14 protein-coding genes are annotated in these 16657 nt (G+C 74.1%); 8 read left to right on the top strand and 6 right to left on the bottom strand.

What is annotated here, in order from left to right:
* Positions 1-215 precede the first annotated feature (215 nt).
* A complete protein-coding gene (locus tag IH54_RS0137235) occupies positions 216-1301 on the bottom strand; it encodes an LLM class flavin-dependent oxidoreductase (protein WP_078862808.1) in 1086 nt (361 codons plus the stop codon).
* 205 nt (positions 1302-1506) lie between these two features.
* Here IH54_RS0137235 and IH54_RS0137230 point away from each other — a divergent pair, with 205 nt between their 5' ends.
* The 3 genes from IH54_RS0137230 to IH54_RS0137215 all read left to right on the top strand — a co-directional run bounded on the left by IH54_RS0137230 (position 1507) and on the right by IH54_RS0137215 (position 5960).
* Positions 1507-2277: a helix-turn-helix transcriptional regulator gene (locus tag IH54_RS0137230; RefSeq protein ID WP_031525593.1), complete on the top strand. Its 771-nt coding sequence runs from the start codon at positions 1507-1509 to the stop codon at positions 2275-2277.
* A 76-nt stretch (positions 2278-2353) separates the two neighbouring features.
* Positions 2354-3139, top strand: coding sequence for an SAM-dependent methyltransferase (locus IH54_RS0137220; protein WP_052398303.1), 786 nt, complete (start codon positions 2354-2356; stop codon positions 3137-3139).
* Positions 3140-3209: 70 nt separating this feature from the next.
* A complete protein-coding gene (locus IH54_RS0137215; RefSeq protein WP_031525589.1) occupies positions 3210-5960 on the top strand; it encodes a penicillin acylase family protein in 2751 nt (916 codons plus the stop codon).
* A gap of 116 nt (positions 5961-6076) precedes the next feature.
* Here IH54_RS0137215 and IH54_RS0137210 read toward each other — a convergent pair whose 3' ends face one another.
* Complete coding sequence (locus IH54_RS0137210; protein ID WP_031525587.1) at positions 6077-7375, bottom strand: hypothetical protein; 1299 nt, start codon at positions 7373-7375, stop codon at positions 6077-6079.
* Positions 7376-7611: 236 nt separating this feature from the next.
* Here IH54_RS0137210 and IH54_RS0137205 point away from each other — a divergent pair, with 236 nt between their 5' ends.
* The 4 genes from IH54_RS0137205 (at position 7612) to IH54_RS0137190 (ending at position 11765) form a co-directional block, all read left to right on the top strand.
* Positions 7612-8406: an SDR family oxidoreductase gene (locus tag IH54_RS0137205; RefSeq protein ID WP_031525585.1), complete on the top strand. Its 795-nt coding sequence runs from the start codon at positions 7612-7614 to the stop codon at positions 8404-8406.
* Entirely contained in the window at positions 8403-10058 is a 1656-nt protein-coding gene (locus IH54_RS0137200; RefSeq protein ID WP_031525583.1) for an AMP-binding protein, read from the top strand. Before IH54_RS0137205 ends, IH54_RS0137200 begins: the two co-directional genes overlap by 4 nt.
* Positions 10059-10132: 74 nt before the next feature.
* Positions 10133-10765, top strand: a complete 633-nt coding sequence (locus tag IH54_RS0137195; RefSeq protein ID WP_043183357.1) for a TetR/AcrR family transcriptional regulator — start codon at positions 10133-10135, stop codon at positions 10763-10765.
* A 19-nt stretch (positions 10766-10784) separates the two neighbouring features.
* On the top strand, positions 10785-11765 hold the full coding sequence (locus tag IH54_RS0137190) for an NADPH:quinone oxidoreductase family protein (protein ID WP_031525579.1): 981 nt from the start codon (positions 10785-10787) through the stop codon (positions 11763-11765).
* 71 nt (positions 11766-11836) lie between these two features.
* Here IH54_RS0137190 and IH54_RS0137185 read toward each other — a convergent pair whose 3' ends face one another.
* Positions 11837-13054 (bottom strand): acyl-CoA dehydrogenase family protein, encoded by a 1218-nt coding sequence (locus IH54_RS0137185; protein WP_031525577.1) that lies wholly within the window; start codon positions 13052-13054, stop codon positions 11837-11839.
* Positions 13055-13059: 5 nt separating this feature from the next.
* Complete coding sequence (locus IH54_RS0137180) at positions 13060-14172, bottom strand: phosphotransferase family protein (protein ID WP_078862807.1); 1113 nt, start codon at positions 14170-14172, stop codon at positions 13060-13062.
* A gap of 203 nt (positions 14173-14375) precedes the next feature.
* Between IH54_RS0137180 and IH54_RS0137175 the strand changes: the two genes are divergently transcribed.
* On the top strand, positions 14376-15692 hold the full coding sequence (locus IH54_RS0137175; protein ID WP_031525573.1) for a glucarate dehydratase family protein: 1317 nt from the start codon (positions 14376-14378) through the stop codon (positions 15690-15692).
* Positions 15693-15844: 152 nt separating this feature from the next.
* Here IH54_RS0137175 and IH54_RS0137170 read toward each other — a convergent pair whose 3' ends face one another.
* Positions 15845-16171 carry a DUF202 domain-containing protein gene (locus tag IH54_RS0137170; RefSeq protein WP_031525571.1) on the bottom strand — a complete coding sequence of 109 codons (327 nt, stop codon included), beginning with the start codon at positions 16169-16171 and terminating at the stop codon, positions 15845-15847.
* Complete coding sequence (locus IH54_RS0137165; RefSeq protein WP_234344240.1) at positions 16168-16581, bottom strand: YidH family protein; 414 nt, start codon at positions 16579-16581, stop codon at positions 16168-16170. Before IH54_RS0137165 ends, IH54_RS0137170 begins: the two co-directional genes overlap by 4 nt.
* Positions 16582-16657: the final 76 nt, after the last annotated feature.

Here is a 16657-nt window from a genome sequence, read left to right as displayed (position 1 = left end):
CGGATCGCGGCTGACGTGGACCGAGCAGTACACCTACCTCGTGTGGACGGGCGACGGCGCCCAGGACATCGCGCACCTGCGCGGCGGCACCCGGCTCGTACTCAACGGCCTCACCGTCGCGGTCACCCCGACCGCGGCCGGCCCCGTCCCCAGGCCCTGAGTCCCGCCGGCCGCGCACCCCGACGCGCGGCCCCACCGCCCACAGCTTGCGCGGCTCACACTGCCGGGCCATCGGCATCGGCATCGGCGTCCGGCACGGCAGGAGCAGGCACCGTCGCGGAAGCCGCCAGCGCGTCGAGTGCGGGGCGCAGCGCGACGAGCCGGTCGAGCTGGCCGAGCTGCGCGGCGATGTCAGGCACCGCCGTGCGCAGCACCAGATGCCGTGCCCCCTGCGCGACGTAGCGGCCGAGCTTGTCCACGACCGCCTCGGGCGTGCCCGCCGCCAGGGCCTGGATCGCCGCCATCTCCGCGAGCGGCAGCCCGTAGTTGGCCCGCGCGTACGCCTCCAGGGCCGCCTGCCCGCCGTCCGCCGCGTCGGTGAGCAGGACGTTCACGAAAAGGGCGGGGCTGAACGGCGCCGCCCCGCGCCCCGCCTCCGCCGCGGCGGCACGGATGGCGGCGAGGCCGGTCCCGTAGTCCGCGGGATCGGGCGGGTACGGCATCCAGCCGTCGTAGAGGCGTCCCGTGCGGGCCAGCGCGGCAGGGGTGGCGCCGCCCAGCCAGACCGGCGGGCCGCCCGGCCGGAAGGCGCGGGTGCCGGGCGCGACGTCGTCGAACCGCAGCACCTCGCCGTGGTACGTGACCGGGCCCTCGCCCGTCCACAGCCGCCGCCACAGCTCCACCGTCTCGTCCAGCCGCCGGAAGCGGCGCGGCCACGGGGTGCCGGCCATCGCGTAGACGGGCTGCCCGAAGCGGCCGGGGAAACCCGCGCCCACCCCCAGCACCAGCCGCCCGCCGGACAGCAGGTCGACGGAGGCGATCGTCTGCGCGGCCTGCACGGGCGTGCGCAGCGCGGGCAGCAGCGCTCCCGTGCCGAGCGTGACGCGCTCCGTCACGGCGGCGAGCGCGGCGAGCGTGCTGAGGGCTTCGAGCCGCGGCGTGAGCAGCGAGTCGGTGACCCACAGCGAGTCGAACCCGGTCCGCTCGGCCCGCACGCCGAAGGCGACGGCCTCCCGCGGATCCGTACCGGCACTCCACTGCGCGGCGGTGCTGGGCACGAAGACACCGAGCCGTACGCGGTCGGTGTCCGGGCCGGGGAGGGTTCGGGGGGCGGTGTTCCGGTCGGTGAGTACGTGTGTCATAGCGCCGATCGTCGGCAGCCGCGGGCATGCCCTCAATTCCCGGCAGGGAATGGCCGGTGCGAGCGGGCCGGGTTAGAAAGGACCCGTGGACGCCCCTCGCAACACCCTCCCCCCGACGGCCCGGACGCCCGGAGAGCAGCCGCGCGCGGCCCACGGGACCGTCCGCCGGAAGGGCGGCGCCCCCGCGGGGCGCCCCTCCGCGGACCTGACCTTCTCCGAGGCGCTGCGCGCCAGCCGCACCCGGCGGCGGCTGAGCCAGCTGGAACTGGCGCTGCGCGCCGGGACCACCCAGCGGCACATCAGCTTCATCGAGAACGGCCGCTCAGCGCCGGGCCGCGCGCTCGTCGCGCGGATCGCCGACTCGCTCGCGCTGCCGCTGCGCGAGCGCAACGGGCTGCTGCTGGCCGCCGGTTACGCGCCCGTGCACCCGCAGCGCGACCTCTCCGACCCCGCGCTCGCCCCGGCGCTGGAGGCGCTGGACCACATCCTGACCGGCCACCTGCCGTACCCGGCGATCGTCGTCGACCGCTACGGGGAACTGGTCGGCGCCAACTCCGCCTTCGGCGTGATGACGGAGGGCTCGGACCCCGCGCTGCTCGGCCCGCGGGCCAACATCCTGCGGTTGGCGCTGCACCCGGCGGGCATGGCCCCGCGCATCCGCAACTTCCCGCAGTGGGCCCGGCACGTCATCGAGGCGCTGCGCGAGGAGCAGCGGCGCAACCCCGACGACCGGCTCGCGGCGCTGTACGACGAGCTGGCCGGTCACGTGCCCGCGCCCGGCGAGGGCGCCGACGCCGCGCTGGGCTTCACCGTGCCGATGGAGCTGGACTCCGTCTCGCGCGGGCCGCTGCGCCTCATGACGACCGTCGCCGTCTTCGCCACCGCCGCCGACGTCACCATCGCGGAGCTGAAACTGGAGGCCTTCCTGCCGGCCGACCGCGCCACGGCCGACGCCTTGCGGCAGGATTCCCGATGAACCACGAGCACGAGCACGAGCACGAGCACGAGCACGACCACGAGCACGACCACGAGCACGAAGACCGAGGAACCGCATGAGCCTGCGCCACCACGAGATCGCCGAGTCCCGGCACCGCATCCTCAACCCCGTCACCGAGGAGAAGCTGATGCTGCTCGGTGACGTGTGCCGGCTCGGCAAGGGGCAGCGGCACCTCGATCTGGCCTGCGGCAAGGGCGAGATGCTGGTCCGGTGGGCGCAGCGGTACGGTACGGGCGGCACCGGCGTCGACCTCAGCGAGGTCTTCCTGACCGCGGCCCGGGAGCGGGCCGCCGAGCTCGGGGTCGCCGAATCGGTGGAGTTCGTCCGCGGCGACGCGGGCGCGTACGAGGCGGAGCCCGGCGCGTACGACGTCGTGTCATGCATCGGCGCGACCTGGATCGGCGGCGGCCTGACCGGCACGGTCGAGCTGCTGCGCCCGGCGCTGCGGCCCGGCGGCCTGATGCTGATCGGCGAGCCGTACTGGAACGAGCCCGCTCCCGAGGGCGCCCTGGAGGCGAACGGCGTGGCGCCCGACGACTTCACGTCGCTGGTCGGCACGCTGGACCGTTTCGAGGCGGCGGGCTTCGAACTGCTGGAGATGGTGCTCGCCGACGGCGACAGCTGGGACCGCTACGCCGCCGGGCAGTGGTTCGCGATCTCCGACTGGCTGCGCGACCACCCGGCGGACCACCCCGATGCCGCCGACATGCGCGCCTTCCTCGCGCACGCGCGCCGCACCCACCTGGAGTGGAACCGCCGGTATCTGGGCTGGGGCGTCTTCGTGCTGCGCGCGGCGAGCGGTCCGGGTCGGGCGGGAGTTGTGCGGAAGTCGAAAAGCTGACGCATGTTCATCTTCCGGGCTGGGTTAACCGGCGGTAACCTCCGCGCACCGGCTTCCGGAAGGAGCAGACATGCCGCTACGGACCCCACGACGGATCGGCAGCATCGGCGTGCTCAGAACGGCCGCCGCGAGCGCCCTCCTCGCGCTCGCGGCGACCCTCGTGGCCCCCACGTCACCGGCCGCGCACGCCGCCGACTCCGGCGACTACTGCGCGGGCCAGTGCGCCGACATCCTGCCGCCCGGCGAGAACGGCAACGCCACCCTCGCCGACATCCTCGCCAACAAGGCGCTGGGCACCCGCCCCGCGCACACGGCCGACCAGCTCGGCCCGTACGCCTCGCTCGCCGACGGCTACCCCACCCTCACCGACGCGACGATCACCAAGTTCTTCAACGACGCCTCCTTCGGCGTCCCGGCGGGCCAGGTCGCCTCGGTCAGCAGCCCGCGCTCCGACGTCACCATCACCCGCGACAGGGCCACCGGCGTCCCGCACATCAAGGGCACCACGCGCGGGGGCACCGAGTTCGGCGCCGGGTACGCGGCCGCGCAGGACCGGCTCTGGCTCATGGACCTCTTCCGGCACGTCGGACGCGGCGAGCTGTCGTCCTTCGCCGGCGGGGCCGCGGCCAACCGCGGCCTGGAGGAGGAGTTCTGGCGCCAGGCCCCGTACACCGAGGCCGATCTCCAGGCGCAGATCGACTGGCTCGCCGACAACAGCGGCGCGCGCGGCCGGCAGGCGCTCGCCGACGCGCAGAACTACGTCGACGGCATCAACGCCTACATCACCGCATCGAAGAACGGCCGCTACTTCCCGGGCGAATACGTGCTGACCGGCCACGTCGACGCCGTCACCAACGCCGGCACCATCGAGCCCTTCCAGCTCACCGACCTGATCGCGCTCGCCTCCGTGGTCGGCGCGCTGTTCGGCACCGGGGGCGGCGGCGAGGTGCAGTCGGCGCTGTCGCTGCTGGCCGCGCAGCAGAAGTACGGCGTCGCGGAGGGCACGAAGGTCTGGGAGTCCTTCCGCGAGCGCGACGACCCCGAGGCGACCTCGACCGTCCACGACGGCAGCAGCTTCCCGTACGCGGGCAGGCCCGCCACCGCGCAGGGCGAGGCGCTGCCCGACCCCGGATCCGTCACCGCGGAACCGCTCGTGTACGACGCGACCGGCGGCGCCACGCTGACCAGCACCGCGAGCCCCGGCGTGCTGCCCGGCAACCTCTTCTCCACCAAGAAGGGCATGTCCAACGCCCTGGTGGTGAGCGGCGCGCACACCGCAAGCGGCCACCCCGTCGCCGTCTTCGGCCCGCAGACCGGCTACTTCGCGCCACAGCTGCTGATGCTCCAGGAGCTCCAGGGCCCCGGCATCAGCGCCCGCGGCGCCTCCTTCGCGGGCCTGGGCATGTACGTCGAGCTGGGCCGCGGCCAGGACTACGCCTGGAGCGCGACCTCGGCGTCCCAGGACGTCACCGACACCTACGCCGTCGAGCTGTGCCAGGACGCGACGCACTACCTCTACCACGGCCGGTGCACCGCCATGGAGAAGCTGGAGCGCACCAACTCCTGGAAGCCCACGCTCGCCGACTCCACGGCGGCCGGCTCCTACCGGATGCAGATCTGGCGCACCGCCTACGGCCCGGTCGAATACCGCGCCACGGTGGGCGGCAAGCCCGTCGCCTACACCCAGCTGCGCAGCTCCTACCGGCACGAGGCCGACTCGATCATCGGCTTCCAGGAGCTCAACGACCCCGGGTTCGTCCACGACCCGGCGTCCTTCCAGGCCGCCGCGCAGGACATCAACTACACCTTCAACTGGTTCTACGCCGACTCCCAGCACATCGCGTACTACAACAGCGGCACCAACCCGGTACGGGCCGCCGGCGTCGACCCCTCCTTCCCGGTGTGGGCGCAAGCCGCCTACGACTGGCGCGGCTGGGACCCGGCGGTCAACACCGCCTCCTACACCCCGCCCGCCCAGCACCCGCAGTCCGTCGACCAGGACTACTACATCTCCTGGAACAACAAGCAGGCGCCCGGCTACACCTCCGCGGGCTTCGGCAACGGCTCGGTGCACCGCGCCGACCTGCTGGAGGACCGCGTCAAGGCGCTCGCCCAGGCCGGCGGGGTGACCAGGTCCGCGCTGGCCAAGGCGATGGACGACGCGGCGCTCACCGACCTGCGCGGCGAGGACGTGCTGCCCGACCTGCTGCAGGTCGTCGGCAGCGCGCCCGTCACCGACCCGCAGGAGGCCGCGGCCGTGCAGCAGCTGGCGGCGTGGCAGGCCGCGGGCACCAAGCGGCACGAGTCCTCGCCGGGCTCGCACGCGTACGCCCACGCGGACGCGATACGGGTCATGGACGCGTGGTGGCCGCTGCTCGTGCAGGGCGAATTCCAGCCCGGTCTCGGCAGCGACCTCTACTCGGCTCTCACTGCCGACCTCACGGTCGACGAGTCGCCGTCCGCCGGGCACGGGCCCACGGGCTCGCACGCGGGCAGCTCCTTCCAGTACGGCTGGTGGAGCTATGTCGACAAGGATCTGCGCAAGGTGCTGGGGCAGCCGGTCGCCGGGCCGCTGGCGCAGCCCTACTGCGGCGGCGGGCAGCTCGCGGCCTGCCGCGACATGCTGCTGAGCACGCTCAAGCAGGCCGCAGCGGTGCCGGCCGCCACCGTCTACCCGGGCGACGACGGATGCTCGGCGGGCGACCAGTGGTGCGCGGACTCCATCGTCCAGCGGCCGCTCGGGGGCGTCACCGACGACCGCATCAGCTGGCAGAACCGCCCGACCTACCAGCAGGTCGTGGAATTCCCCGCACACCGCTGAGCCCGTCGCCGAACCCCCGCTCGACCCCCTGCTGATGCGCCGTCGGCTGCTTTCTGCCGGCGGTCCGGCCGGGGCCGGCCTCCGGGCCGGCCCCCTCCGGGCGGGGCCGGATCCGGTCATGCGATGAGCGCGCCCGCCCGCAGCATCAGGCGGGCCAGATCCGGGTGGCAGATGTCGCTGTGGGCGCCGGACGGCGGGCCGCCGTGGCAGACCGTCGCCGAGGCGTCGACGCTCACGCAGCCCGCGGGCGGGAAGCCCGTGCCGAGGGCCGCGGCCAGGGCCAGCGCGGGAGCGGTCGGCAGGCCGTGGAAACCGTCGTGGCCCAGGGCGCCCCAGCGGTCGTCGCCCAGCAGGGAGCGGTCGTCGCCGGACAGCCGCGAGGCCAGCGGGTAGAGGACGCCCAGCGCGCTGTCGTGGCGGGAGTGGCCGGCCACGACCGGCCCGTGCACCCGGTGCTGCATGCCGTCGAGCGCGCCGCCGGGGGAGAAGGCCGAATGCGAGAAGGCCCCCTGGAGCAGGGTGACCGACGCGACGTTGTGCGCCGCGGGCGGCAGCCCGGCCAGGGCGAAGGAGACCAGCCGGGCGCCGAAGCTGTGCCCGACCAGATGCACCCTCGTCCACGGCGCGCGCTCCGCCAGCTGCCCGACGAACGGACCGAGTCCCTCCTTGCCGACCTTCCCCGCACGGCCCTTCATCGCGAAATACGTCGCCTGGCGCAGCAGCTCGCGCGCCCCCGACCAGACCTTCTTGCCCAGTGCGCCCAGCAGCGCCTCGGCGTCGCCCTCCGGCCCCACCGTCGCGGCGACCGCGTCGGCCAGCTCGCGGCACACCGCGTCCGGCTTGCCGGTGAGGAGCGCGGGCAGCACGGCGCCCGTTCCGCCCGTGGCTCCCGCCGCGGCCGCGCCTTCCGCGGGGGCGGCGAAATCCTGTGCCAGGGCCGCGGATTCGGGTCCCGCGCCCGTCAGCGTGCGCACCAGCCCGGCGAACTCCTCCAGCGCTTCCGGCTCGTCCGGCTGCTGCCGCAGCAGCTCCGCGATCCGGTCGGCCTCCGCGTCGTGGCCTGGCAGCACGCGCTTGAGGACCGCGATGTCGGCGTCGCCACCGGGCACGGCGACGACGGTGGTGCGGGGGAAGTCCGCGATCGGCTCGTCCGAGAAGCGCATGGACGGCCAGTGCACCCCGGCATACCCCGGGCGCACGGCCGGGAAGGCGGCCAGCAGCCCGGGGAAGGGCGCGTAGAAGCGGTCGTAGAGGCGGCAGGCGCTGGACAGGTCGTTGTTCCAGCCGTGGGAGAAGAGCACCAGGTCGGTGTGCTCGGCGGCGTGTGCGAGGAGCGCGTCACGCTGCTCCGGGTCGGGATCGCCGTCGGCGTCGAACGTCAGGTCCCAGTACGGCTGCACGCTCTTCACGGTCATGGCTCCCCCTCGCCTGTCCCAGATCACGGAAAGATCCGTGATTGTCCGCTCTGTGCCCATCATCCCGACTCTCCGCCGCCGCGTCCATCCCTCCGACGGGTGAAGCGCGGTCAACCCGCCTCGCCTCCGCAGGTCCGGCGCCCGGCCGCCCCTCCCCTCCGGCCCTTCCGCTTCGGTGACCGACCGCTTAGTATGCGGACGGGGGAGAGGCCGGACGTCGAGTCGAGGGAGACACGATGGTGGTGGAAGCACTGCGCGGTGCGCGGGTGGTCGTCACGGGCGCGGGCGGCGGCATCGGTGCCGCGCTGGCGCGCGCCTTCGCGGCCGAGGGCGCCCGGGTGGCCGTCAACGACCTCGACGCCGTCGCCGCCCGCAAGGTCGCCGACGAGATCGGCGCCGCCGTTGTCGCCGGGGACGCCTCCGGCGTCGTGCCCGCCGCCCGCACCGCGCTCGGCGGCGGCATCGACGTCTTCTGCGCCAACGCCGGCGTTGCGACCGGCGGCGGTCCCGAGGCGGACGACGCCGCGTGGGAGCTGGCCTGGGACGTCAACGTCATGAGCCATGTCCGCGCCGCCCGCGCGCTGCTGCCGGAGTGGCTGGAACGCGGCAGCGGGCGCTTCGTGTCGACCGTGTCGGCAGCCGGCCTGCTGACGATGGTCGGCGCGGCGCCGTACTCGGTGACCAAGCACGGCGCCCTGGCCTTCGCCGAGTGGCTCTCGCTCACCTACCGCCACCGCGGCCTCCGGGTCCACGCCGTCTGCCCGCAGGGCGTGCGCACCGCGATGCTGGACGCCGCCGGCCCGGCCGGGGAATTGGTGCTCGCGCCGACCGCGATCGAGCCGGAGGACGTCGCACGCGCGGTGCTCGCCGGCATCGCCGACGAGCGCTTCCTGATCCTCCCGCACCCCGAGGTCGCCGCCTACTACGCCGCCCGCGCCGCGGAGCCGGAGAGGTGGCTCGGCGGCATGAACAAGCTCCAGCGCGCGTACGAGGAGACGGCGGGCAGCGCCGGGAAGGGGCAGGGCGCATGACCGGATACGCCGATCAGCCGTGGCTGCGGTTCTTCACCGAGGAGCAGCGCCAGGACCGCGACTTCCCGCCGTCCGTGCTGCACGGCTTCCTCGCCCGTGCCGCCGACCACCCCGAGCGCCGCGCGCTCGCGTACTTCGACGGCGCGCTGACGTACGCCGAGCTGGACGGCCTCTCCGACGGGCTGGCCCGCCACCTCGCCGACCGCGGCTTCGCCGCCGGCGACCGGCTCGCCGTCATGCTGCAGAACGTGCCGCAGTTCGTGGTGGCCCTGCTCGCGGTGTGGAAGGCGGGCGGCGCGGCCGTTCCCGTCAACCCGATGTACAAGCGGGACGAGCTGGCGCACATCCTCGCCGACGCGGGCGCCACCGCCCTGGTCTGCTCCGAGCGCGCCTGGGCGGAGTACGTGCGGGAGACGGCCGCGCAGTCGCCGGTGCGCATCGCGCTGACGGCGTGCGAGCGGGATCTCCAGACGCGGGACGACGCGCGCGTGCTGGCCGGGCCGCGGATGCCGGCCGATGACGCCGAGGACGTGCTCGCCGCCGCCCGGGCCGCAGCCGGGCCGCGCCCGCACCTCCCCCTCCCGACGGCCGGCGACACCGCCCTGATCAGCTACACCTCGGGCACCAGCGGCCGGCCCAAGGGCGCGCTCAACACCCACGGCAACATCTCCTTCAACGCCCACCGGCAGGTGCGCGTCCAGGCGCTGCCCGCCGACTCCGCGGTCTTCGCCCTGGCGCCGCTCTTCCACATCACCGGCATGGTGTGTGAGCTGTCCGCGGCGCTGGCCGGCGGCCACACCCTGGTACTGGCCCACCGCTTCGAGCCCGGGGTCGTCCTCGACGCCTTCCGCGAGCACCGACCCGCCTACACCGTCGGCCCCGCCACGGCGTACATGGCGCTGCTGGCCCGCCCCGACGCCACCCCCGCGGACTTCGCGTCCTTCCGGCTCATCTCCTCCGGCGGCGCCCCGCTGCCGCCCGCCGTCGTCGAGGCCTTCCGCGCCCGGGCCGGCGGCCTGTACCTGGCCAACGGCTACGGCCTGACCGAATGCGCCGCCCCCTGCGCCAGCGTCCCGCCCGGCTACGAGGCCCCGGTGGACGCCGAGTCCGGCACCCTCGCGGTCGGCGTGCCGGGGCCCGGCACCATGGTGCGGATAGTCGACGACGACGGCGCCGACGTGCCCTTCGGCGAGACGGGCGAGATCGCGGTCAGCGGACCCATGGTCGTCCCCGGCTACTGGAACCAGCCGGAGGCTTCCCGCACCGCCCTCCCCGGCGGCGAACTGCGCACCGGCGACATCGGCTTCATGGACACCGAGGGCTGGCTCTACGTCGTCGACCGCAAGAAGGACATGATCAACGCGTCCGGCTTCAAGGTGTGGCCGCGCGAGGTCGAGGACGTCCTCTACACGCACCCGGCGGTGCGCGAGGCCGCGGTCGTCGGCGTCGCCGACTCCTACCGCGGGGAGAGCGTCAAGGCGTTCGTGAGCCTGCGTCCCGGCGCAATTGCCGAGCCGTCGGAAATCGTGGCCTATTGCCGCGAGCGGCTGGCCGCGTACAAGTACCCGCGCGAGGTGGAGGTGCTGCCGGACCTGCCCAAGACCGCCACCGGCAAGATCCTGCGCCGCGAGCTGAAGGCCGCGGCCGGATGACGGGATGACGGCCGGATAAGGTCCATAGCGGCCAGGAACGGCTGTTGCGGGGAGTACGAGGAAGGGGCAGGCGGATGGCACGCGGGACCACGGCGGAAGGCGGCGGCACGGGGCGCTCCGAGGGCGGCGGCCAGGCCGCGGCGGTGCCCGAGCGGCTGCTCGCCGAGGCGACGCGGCTGTTCGCCGAACGCGGCTACGACCGCACCTCCGTCCAGGAGATCGTCGAGGCCGCGGGCGTCACCAAGGGCGCGCTTTACCACTACTTCGGCTCCAAGGACGACCTGCTGCACGAGATCTACGCCCGCGTGCTGCGGCTGCAGACCGAGCGGCTCGACGCCATCGCCTCCCGCGGCACCCCGGTGCCCGAGCGGCTCGCGGAGGCCGCGGCCGACGTCGTCGTCACCAGCATCCAGAACCTGGACGACACCAAGATCTTCTTCCGGTCGATGCACCAGCTCAGCCCGGAGAAGCAGAAGGCGGTACGGGCCGAGCGCCGCCGCTACCACGAGCGTTTCCGCTCGCTCGTCGAAGAGGGCCAGCGCGACGGCCACTTCCGGTCCGAACTGCGGCCGGACCTGGTCGTCGACTTCTTCTTCGGCTCCGTGCACCACCTCGGCACCTGGTACCACGCGGACGGGCCCCTGTCCGCGCAGCAGGTCGCCGGTGAATTCTCCGACCTGCTGCTGCACTCGGTGCGGCGGTCCTGACCCCGACGGGAGCACCCGCGTGAAGGCATGGCGCGTCCACAGCAACGGCGAACCGCGCGAGGTGCTGCGCCTCGGCGAGGTCCCGCGGCCCGAGCCCGGCCCCGGCGAGGTGCTCCTGCGGGTGCGGGCCGCGGGCGTCAACTTCCCCGACGCGCTGCTGTGCCGCGGCGAGTACCAGATCCGCCCGCCGCTGCCCTTCACGCCCGGCGTGGAGATGTGCGGCGAGATCGCGGCGCTCGGCCCGGACGTGACCGGCCTCGCCGAGGGCGACCGCGTCATCAGCACCGCCGCCCTGCCCGGCGGAGCCTTCGCCGAGCACGCCGTCGTGCCCGCCGCGGGCGTACTGCCCGCACCGGAGGCGCTGGACGACCCGGCCGCCGCCGTGCTGCACATCGGCTACCAGACGGGCTGGTTCGGGCTGCACCGCCGCGCCGCCCTCCGCCCCGGCGAGACCCTGCTCGTGCACGCCGCGGCCGGCGGTGTCGGCAGCGCCGCCGTCCAGCTCGGCAAGGCCGCGGGGGCGTACGTGATCGGCGTCGTCGGCGGCGCGGAAAAGGCGGAGGCAGCCCGCGAGCTGGGCGCCGACCTGGTGGTCGACCGGCACACCGAGGACTTCGTCACCGCCGTGAAGGACGCCACCGACGGCCGCGGCGCCGATGTCGTCTACGACCCGGTCGGCGGCGACGCCTACACCCGCTCCACCAAGTGCGTCGCCTTCGAGGGCCGCATCGTCGTGGTCGGCTTCGCCGGCGGCACCGTCCAGACTCCCGCCCTGAGCCACGCCCTGGTCAAGAACTACTCGATCCTCGGCCTGCACTGGGGGCTCTACGCCACCCGCGACCCCGAGGCCGTCCGCGCCGCCCACGCCGAGCTGACCGCGCTCGCCGAGGCCGGGACCGTCCGCCCCGTCGTCGCCGCACACCCCCTCGCCGACGCCCCGTCCGCCGTCCAGTCGGTGGCCGACGGCCGCACGGTGGGCCGGCTGGCGCTGGTGCCGTAGGGCCGGGAAGCCGTGGACGCCGGTATGTGCCCCGGCCGGCCGGGGCACGTGCGTACGCGGTACGTACCGCGTCAGGAGGTGTAGCGGGCCAGTTCGCGGCGGGCGAGGGAGCGGCGGTGGACCTCGTCGGGGCCGTCGGCGAGGCGGAGGCTGCGGGCGCCGGACCACAGGCGGGCGAGGGGGGAGTCCTGGGAGACGCCGGCGGCGCCGTGGGCCTGGATGGCACGGTCGACGATGCGCTGGACCGTGCCCGGAGTGGCGATCTTGATGGCCTGGATCTCGGTGTGGGCACCCTTGTTGCCGACGGTGTCCATCAGCCAGGCCGTCTTGAGTACCAGCAGCCGCAGCTGCTCGATCTCGACACGCGACTCGGCGATCCACTCCTGCACCACGCCCTGTGCGGCCAGCGGCTTGCCGAAGGCGACCCGATCGGCGGCCCGCCGGCACATCAGCTCCAGTGCCCGCTCGGCCATGCCGATCAGCCGCATGCAGTGGTGGATACGGCCGGGCCCCAGGCGGGCCTGGGCGATCGCGAAACCGCCGCCCTCCTCGCCGATGAGGTTCGCGGCGGGCACCCGCACGTCGTGGAAGACGACCTCGGCGTGGCCGCCGTGGTCGGCGTCGTCGTAGCCGAAGAGCCGCATGCCTCGGCGTACTTCCACACCCGGGGTGTCGCGCGGGACGAGGATCTGGCTCTGCTGCCGGTGCCGCTCGGCGGCCGGGTCGGTCTTGCCCATGACGATGAGGACGGCGCAGTCCGGGTTCATCGCCCCGGAGATGTACCACTTGCGGCCGTTGACGACGTACGAGTCACCGTCCCGCTCGATGCGGGTCTCGATGTTGGTCGCGTCGGAGGAGGCGACGTCCGGCTCGGTCATGGCGAAGGCCGAGCGGATGTCGCCGGACAGCAGCGGCTCCAGCCACTCCTTGCGCTGCTCGGGCGTGCCGAACTCGGCGAGCACCTCCATGTTGCCGGTGTCCGGCGCGGCGCAGTTGAGGGCGGCCGGGGCCAGGAAGGGGCTGCGGCCGGTGAGTTCGGCCAACGGCGCGTACTGCAGGTTGGTCAGCCCCGCGCCCAGCTCGCCGGGCAGGAACAGATTCCACAGCCCCTGCCGCCTGGCCTCGGCCTTCAGCTCCGCCACGACCGGCGGCACGGTCCAGTGCGCGTCCGGCCCGGCCTGCTCGTGCTGCGCGGCGAAGACGGCCTCGGCCGGATACACGTGCGCGTCGAGGAAGGCGCCGAGCTTCGCGCGCAGTTCCTCGGTGGGGGCGTCGAAGGCGAAGTCCATCGTGCTCAGTCCTCCTGGTGAGGTGCGTGCGGTGCGTGCGGTGCGTGCGGTGCGCGCGTGACAGCGGTCCGCCTCGCGGCCCGGGGCCGGCGGCGTACGGTGCGCAGCCCCCGGTCGATGAAGAGCGGGACGACCGCGCCGATGCGGTCGAAACCGGCGCCGAGGGTCTGGCCGAGGGTCCAGCGGTAGTGGATGCCTTCGAGGATCACGGCGAGTTTGAAATACGCGAACGCGGTGTACCAGTCCACGTCCGACACGTCCCGCCCCGAGCGCCGCGCGTACCGCTCCACGACCTCGGCGGCGTCCGGGTGGCCGGGGGCGCCGGAGGCGGTGGGGACGGGGAAGCCGGGGATGTCGTGCTGCTCGCCGTACATCACCAGCAGGCCGAGGTCGGTGAGCGGGTCGCCGAGCGTGGACATCTCCCAGTCCAGGACGGCGGTGAGGCGGTCGTCGGCGTCGAACAGGACGTTGTCGAGGCGGTAGTCGCCGTGCACGACGGCGGGCGCGGGGGAGGCCGGGAGCGCCCGGTCGAGCGCGGCGTGCAGCTCGTCCATGCCGGCCAGCTCGCGGCTGCGTGAGGCGTCCAGCTGCTTGCCCCAGCGGCGCAGCTGCCGGTCGAGGAAGCCCTCGGGCCGTCCGAAGTCGGCCAGGCCCACCGCGCCGGGCTCCACGGCGTGCAGGTCGACGAGGGTGTCGACGAGGGTGAGGGCCACCGCCCTGGTGCGCTCGGGCCCGAGCGCGGTCAGCTGGTCCTCGGTGCGGTAGGGGGTTCCGGGGACGAATTCCATGACGTAGAAGGGCGCGCCGACGACCTCGGCGTCCTCGCACAGCAGCACCGTGCCGGGCACCGGGACCGCGGTCGGGGCGAGCGCGCTGATCACCCGGTGCTCGCGGCCCATGTCGTGCGCCGTGGCCAGCACATGGCCGAGCGGCGGGCGGCGGACGACCCAGGTGCCGGTGCCGTCGGTGACCCGGTAGGTGAGGTTGGAGCGGCCGCCCTGCACCAGTTCGGCCCGCAGCGGGCCGGTCACGAGGCCAGGGCGTTGCTCGTCGAGGTGGCGGCGCAGCCGGTCGAGGTCCAGGCCCCGGGGGTGGTCGGTGTCGGGCGTACGGGTCATGAGTCGATCGTACCGACTGGTCGGTATGGGGTCCAGTTCCCCGCCGGGGCCGGCGTGTGGCAGGTTCACCGGGCGGGCCCGCCCCCGGCCCGCGCCGGTTCGCACGCCGGGCCGGCGCCGCTCCGGTCCGCCGCGTTGACGACCCGCGCGCGACCCGCATAAGCTCCGGTCTTATGGGTGAACGTGATTCATATATACAGACAATGGACCTCGTCGGCGCTCCCGGCCCTTCCACCGCGTTCACGATCGCCGAGGTGCGCCTCACCCCCATCCTCATCGCCGATCCGCCGCTGCTCAACACCCACGGCGTCCACCAGCCCCACACGCCCCGGCTCGTCGTCGAGATCGTCACCGCCGACGGTACGTCCGGCATCGGCGAGACCTACGGCGACACCCGCTATCTGGACCTCGCCGCCCCGCTCGCCGCCGCCCTTCCAGGGCACCACGTCACCGACCTGAACGGCCTCTTCACGCTCGCCGAGCGGGTGTGCGGCGACGTCACCGGCACCTCCGACTCCGTCGCCGCCGGCGGCCTGCGCGGCGTCCAGACCGCCGACAAGCTGCGGCTCTCGGTCATCTCCGGCTTCGAGGTCGCCTGCCTCGACGCGCTCGGCAAGATCCTCGGCCTGCCCGTGCACGCCCTGCTCGGCGGCAAGGTCCGCGACACCGTCGACTACAGCGCCTACCTCTTCTACAAGCTCGAGGGCCACCCGCAGGGCCAGGGCGAGCCCGACGACTGGGGCGCCGCCCTCGACCCGGCCGGCGTCGTCGCCCAGGCCCGCCGCTTCGCCGACACGCACGGCTTCGGCTCCTTCAAGCTCAAGGGCGGCGTCTTCCCACCCGAGCAGGAGATCGCCGCGATCCGCGCGCTGGCCGAGGCCTTCCCCGGCAGGCCGCTGCGCCTGGACCCCAACGGCGCATGGTCGGCCGAGACCTCGCTGCACGTCGCCCGCGAGCTCGCCTGCGTGCTGGAGTACCTGGAGGACCCGGCCGGCAGCACCGCCGAGATGGCCGAGGTGGCACAGGGCACGGACGTGCCGCTCGCCACCAACATGTGCGTGACGACCTTCCAGGAGATCAAGGAGGCGTTCGCGCGCGACGCCGTCCAGGTCGTGCTGTCCGACCACCACTACTGGGGCGGACTGCGCAACACCCAGCAGCTCGCCGCCATCTGCCGCACCTTCGGCGTCGGCCTGTCCATGCACTCCAACACCCACCTGGGCATCAGCCTGGCCGCCATGACGCACGTCGCGGCCACCGTGCCCAACCTCGACTACGCCTGCGACTCGCACTACCCGTGGCAGACCGAGGACGTCATCACCGAGCGCCACGTCTTCACCGGAGGCGCCCTGACCGTCTCCGACCGGCCCGGCCTCGGCGTCGAGCTGGACCGCGACGCCCTCAAGGCGCTGCACCAGCGGTGGCTGGACGACGACGGCACGATGCGCGACCGGGACGACGTCGCCGCGATGCGCAAGGCCGACCCCGCGTGGCGCGCCCCGAGCGTGCCGCGCTGGTGACGCGGCATCCGCCGCGCGTATGCCGTAAACGATGACGTAGGGCGCACGCAGAGCCGATGCCGATGCCGGGCCCGACACCGCCGCGTCAGCGCGGCAGCACGGCCGGCGCCCGCCGGACCACCCAGGGACACTGCGCACCCCCCTGCCGGGGTTCACCACACCACGGCGGCGCCGAAGACGGCGAGGGCGAGCATGCAGGCCGCGACCGCGAGGGCGACGGGGCGCGGGAGGAGGCGCGGGCGGGGGGCGCCGAGCTGCTGGATGCGGTGGTGGGAAAGCCAGAGGAAGGCCAGGAAGACCAGGGCGGCGAGGCCGACGGCGAGGGTGACGTGCGCGGCGCCGCCGTGCAGGGCCTGGCGGCCGGCCAGCACCGCGACGACCGCGCAGCTCAGGGTGGTGCGCCGCCACGCCAGGCGGGTGCGCTCGGGCTGGAGACCGGGGTCGCGGTCGGTCTCGACCGGCAGCCGCCGGGACGTCATCCGGCCCGGCCCGCGACGACCACACCCACCATGACCAGCGCGATCACCCCTATCATCACGGCCAACGCCGCGGGGAAGCGGGAGACCGGCAGATTGGCGCCGCGCCGCATGGCCCGCTCGCACCGTACCCAGTGGTTGACCGCCCGCAGGGTGCAGGCGACACCTCCCGCGAGCAGGGCGAGGGCGAATGTCACCCGGGCCCAGTGCGTCAGGTGGTCGGTGAGGAACTGGTCGACGGCGAAACCGCCGCCGATCAGCGCGAGCGCGGTGCGGATCCAGGCCAGGAACGTCCGCTCGTTGGCGAGCGAGAAGCGGTAGTCCGGGGTCTCGCCCTCCTCCTGGACCCGGGCCGGCGCGAACCACAGCCGGACCGCGTCACGTGCGCCGTCCAGCCGGTCGAATACGCTCACCCGTCCACACTAAGCGGTGCCGCCCCGGCCCACCCGCGGGCCCCGCCCCGGCCCACCCGCGGGCCCCGCCCCGGGC

The organism is Streptomyces sp. NRRL F-5123, from assembly GCF_000721495.1.
GTDB lineage: Bacteria > Actinomycetota > Actinomycetes > Streptomycetales > Streptomycetaceae > Actinacidiphila.
This window is presented reverse-complemented; position numbering and strand designations above follow the sequence as displayed.

Coding starts and splice junctions, on each gene's coding strand:
- IH54_RS0137235 (WP_078862808.1), bottom strand. CDS start 1,301: ATGACACACGTACTCACCGACCGGAACACCGCCCCCCGAACCCTCCCC.
- IH54_RS0137220 (WP_052398303.1), top strand. CDS start 2,354: ATGAGCCTGCGCCACCACGAGATCGCCGAGTCCCGGCACCGCATCCTC.
- IH54_RS0137215 (WP_031525589.1), top strand. CDS start 3,210: ATGCCGCTACGGACCCCACGACGGATCGGCAGCATCGGCGTGCTCAGA.
- IH54_RS0137210 (WP_031525587.1), bottom strand. CDS start 7,375: ATGACCGTGAAGAGCGTGCAGCCGTACTGGGACCTGACGTTCGACGCC.
- IH54_RS0137205 (WP_031525585.1), top strand. CDS start 7,612: ATGGTGGTGGAAGCACTGCGCGGTGCGCGGGTGGTCGTCACGGGCGCG.
- IH54_RS0137200 (WP_031525583.1), top strand. CDS start 8,403: ATGACCGGATACGCCGATCAGCCGTGGCTGCGGTTCTTCACCGAGGAG.
- IH54_RS0137195 (WP_043183357.1), top strand. CDS start 10,133: ATGGCACGCGGGACCACGGCGGAAGGCGGCGGCACGGGGCGCTCCGAG.
- IH54_RS0137185 (WP_031525577.1), bottom strand. CDS start 13,054: ATGGACTTCGCCTTCGACGCCCCCACCGAGGAACTGCGCGCGAAGCTC.
- IH54_RS0137180 (WP_078862807.1), bottom strand. CDS start 14,172: ATGACCCGTACGCCCGACACCGACCACCCCCGGGGCCTGGACCTCGAC.
- IH54_RS0137175 (WP_031525573.1), top strand. CDS start 14,376: ATGGACCTCGTCGGCGCTCCCGGCCCTTCCACCGCGTTCACGATCGCC.
- IH54_RS0137170 (WP_031525571.1), bottom strand. CDS start 16,171: ATGACGTCCCGGCGGCTGCCGGTCGAGACCGACCGCGACCCCGGTCTC.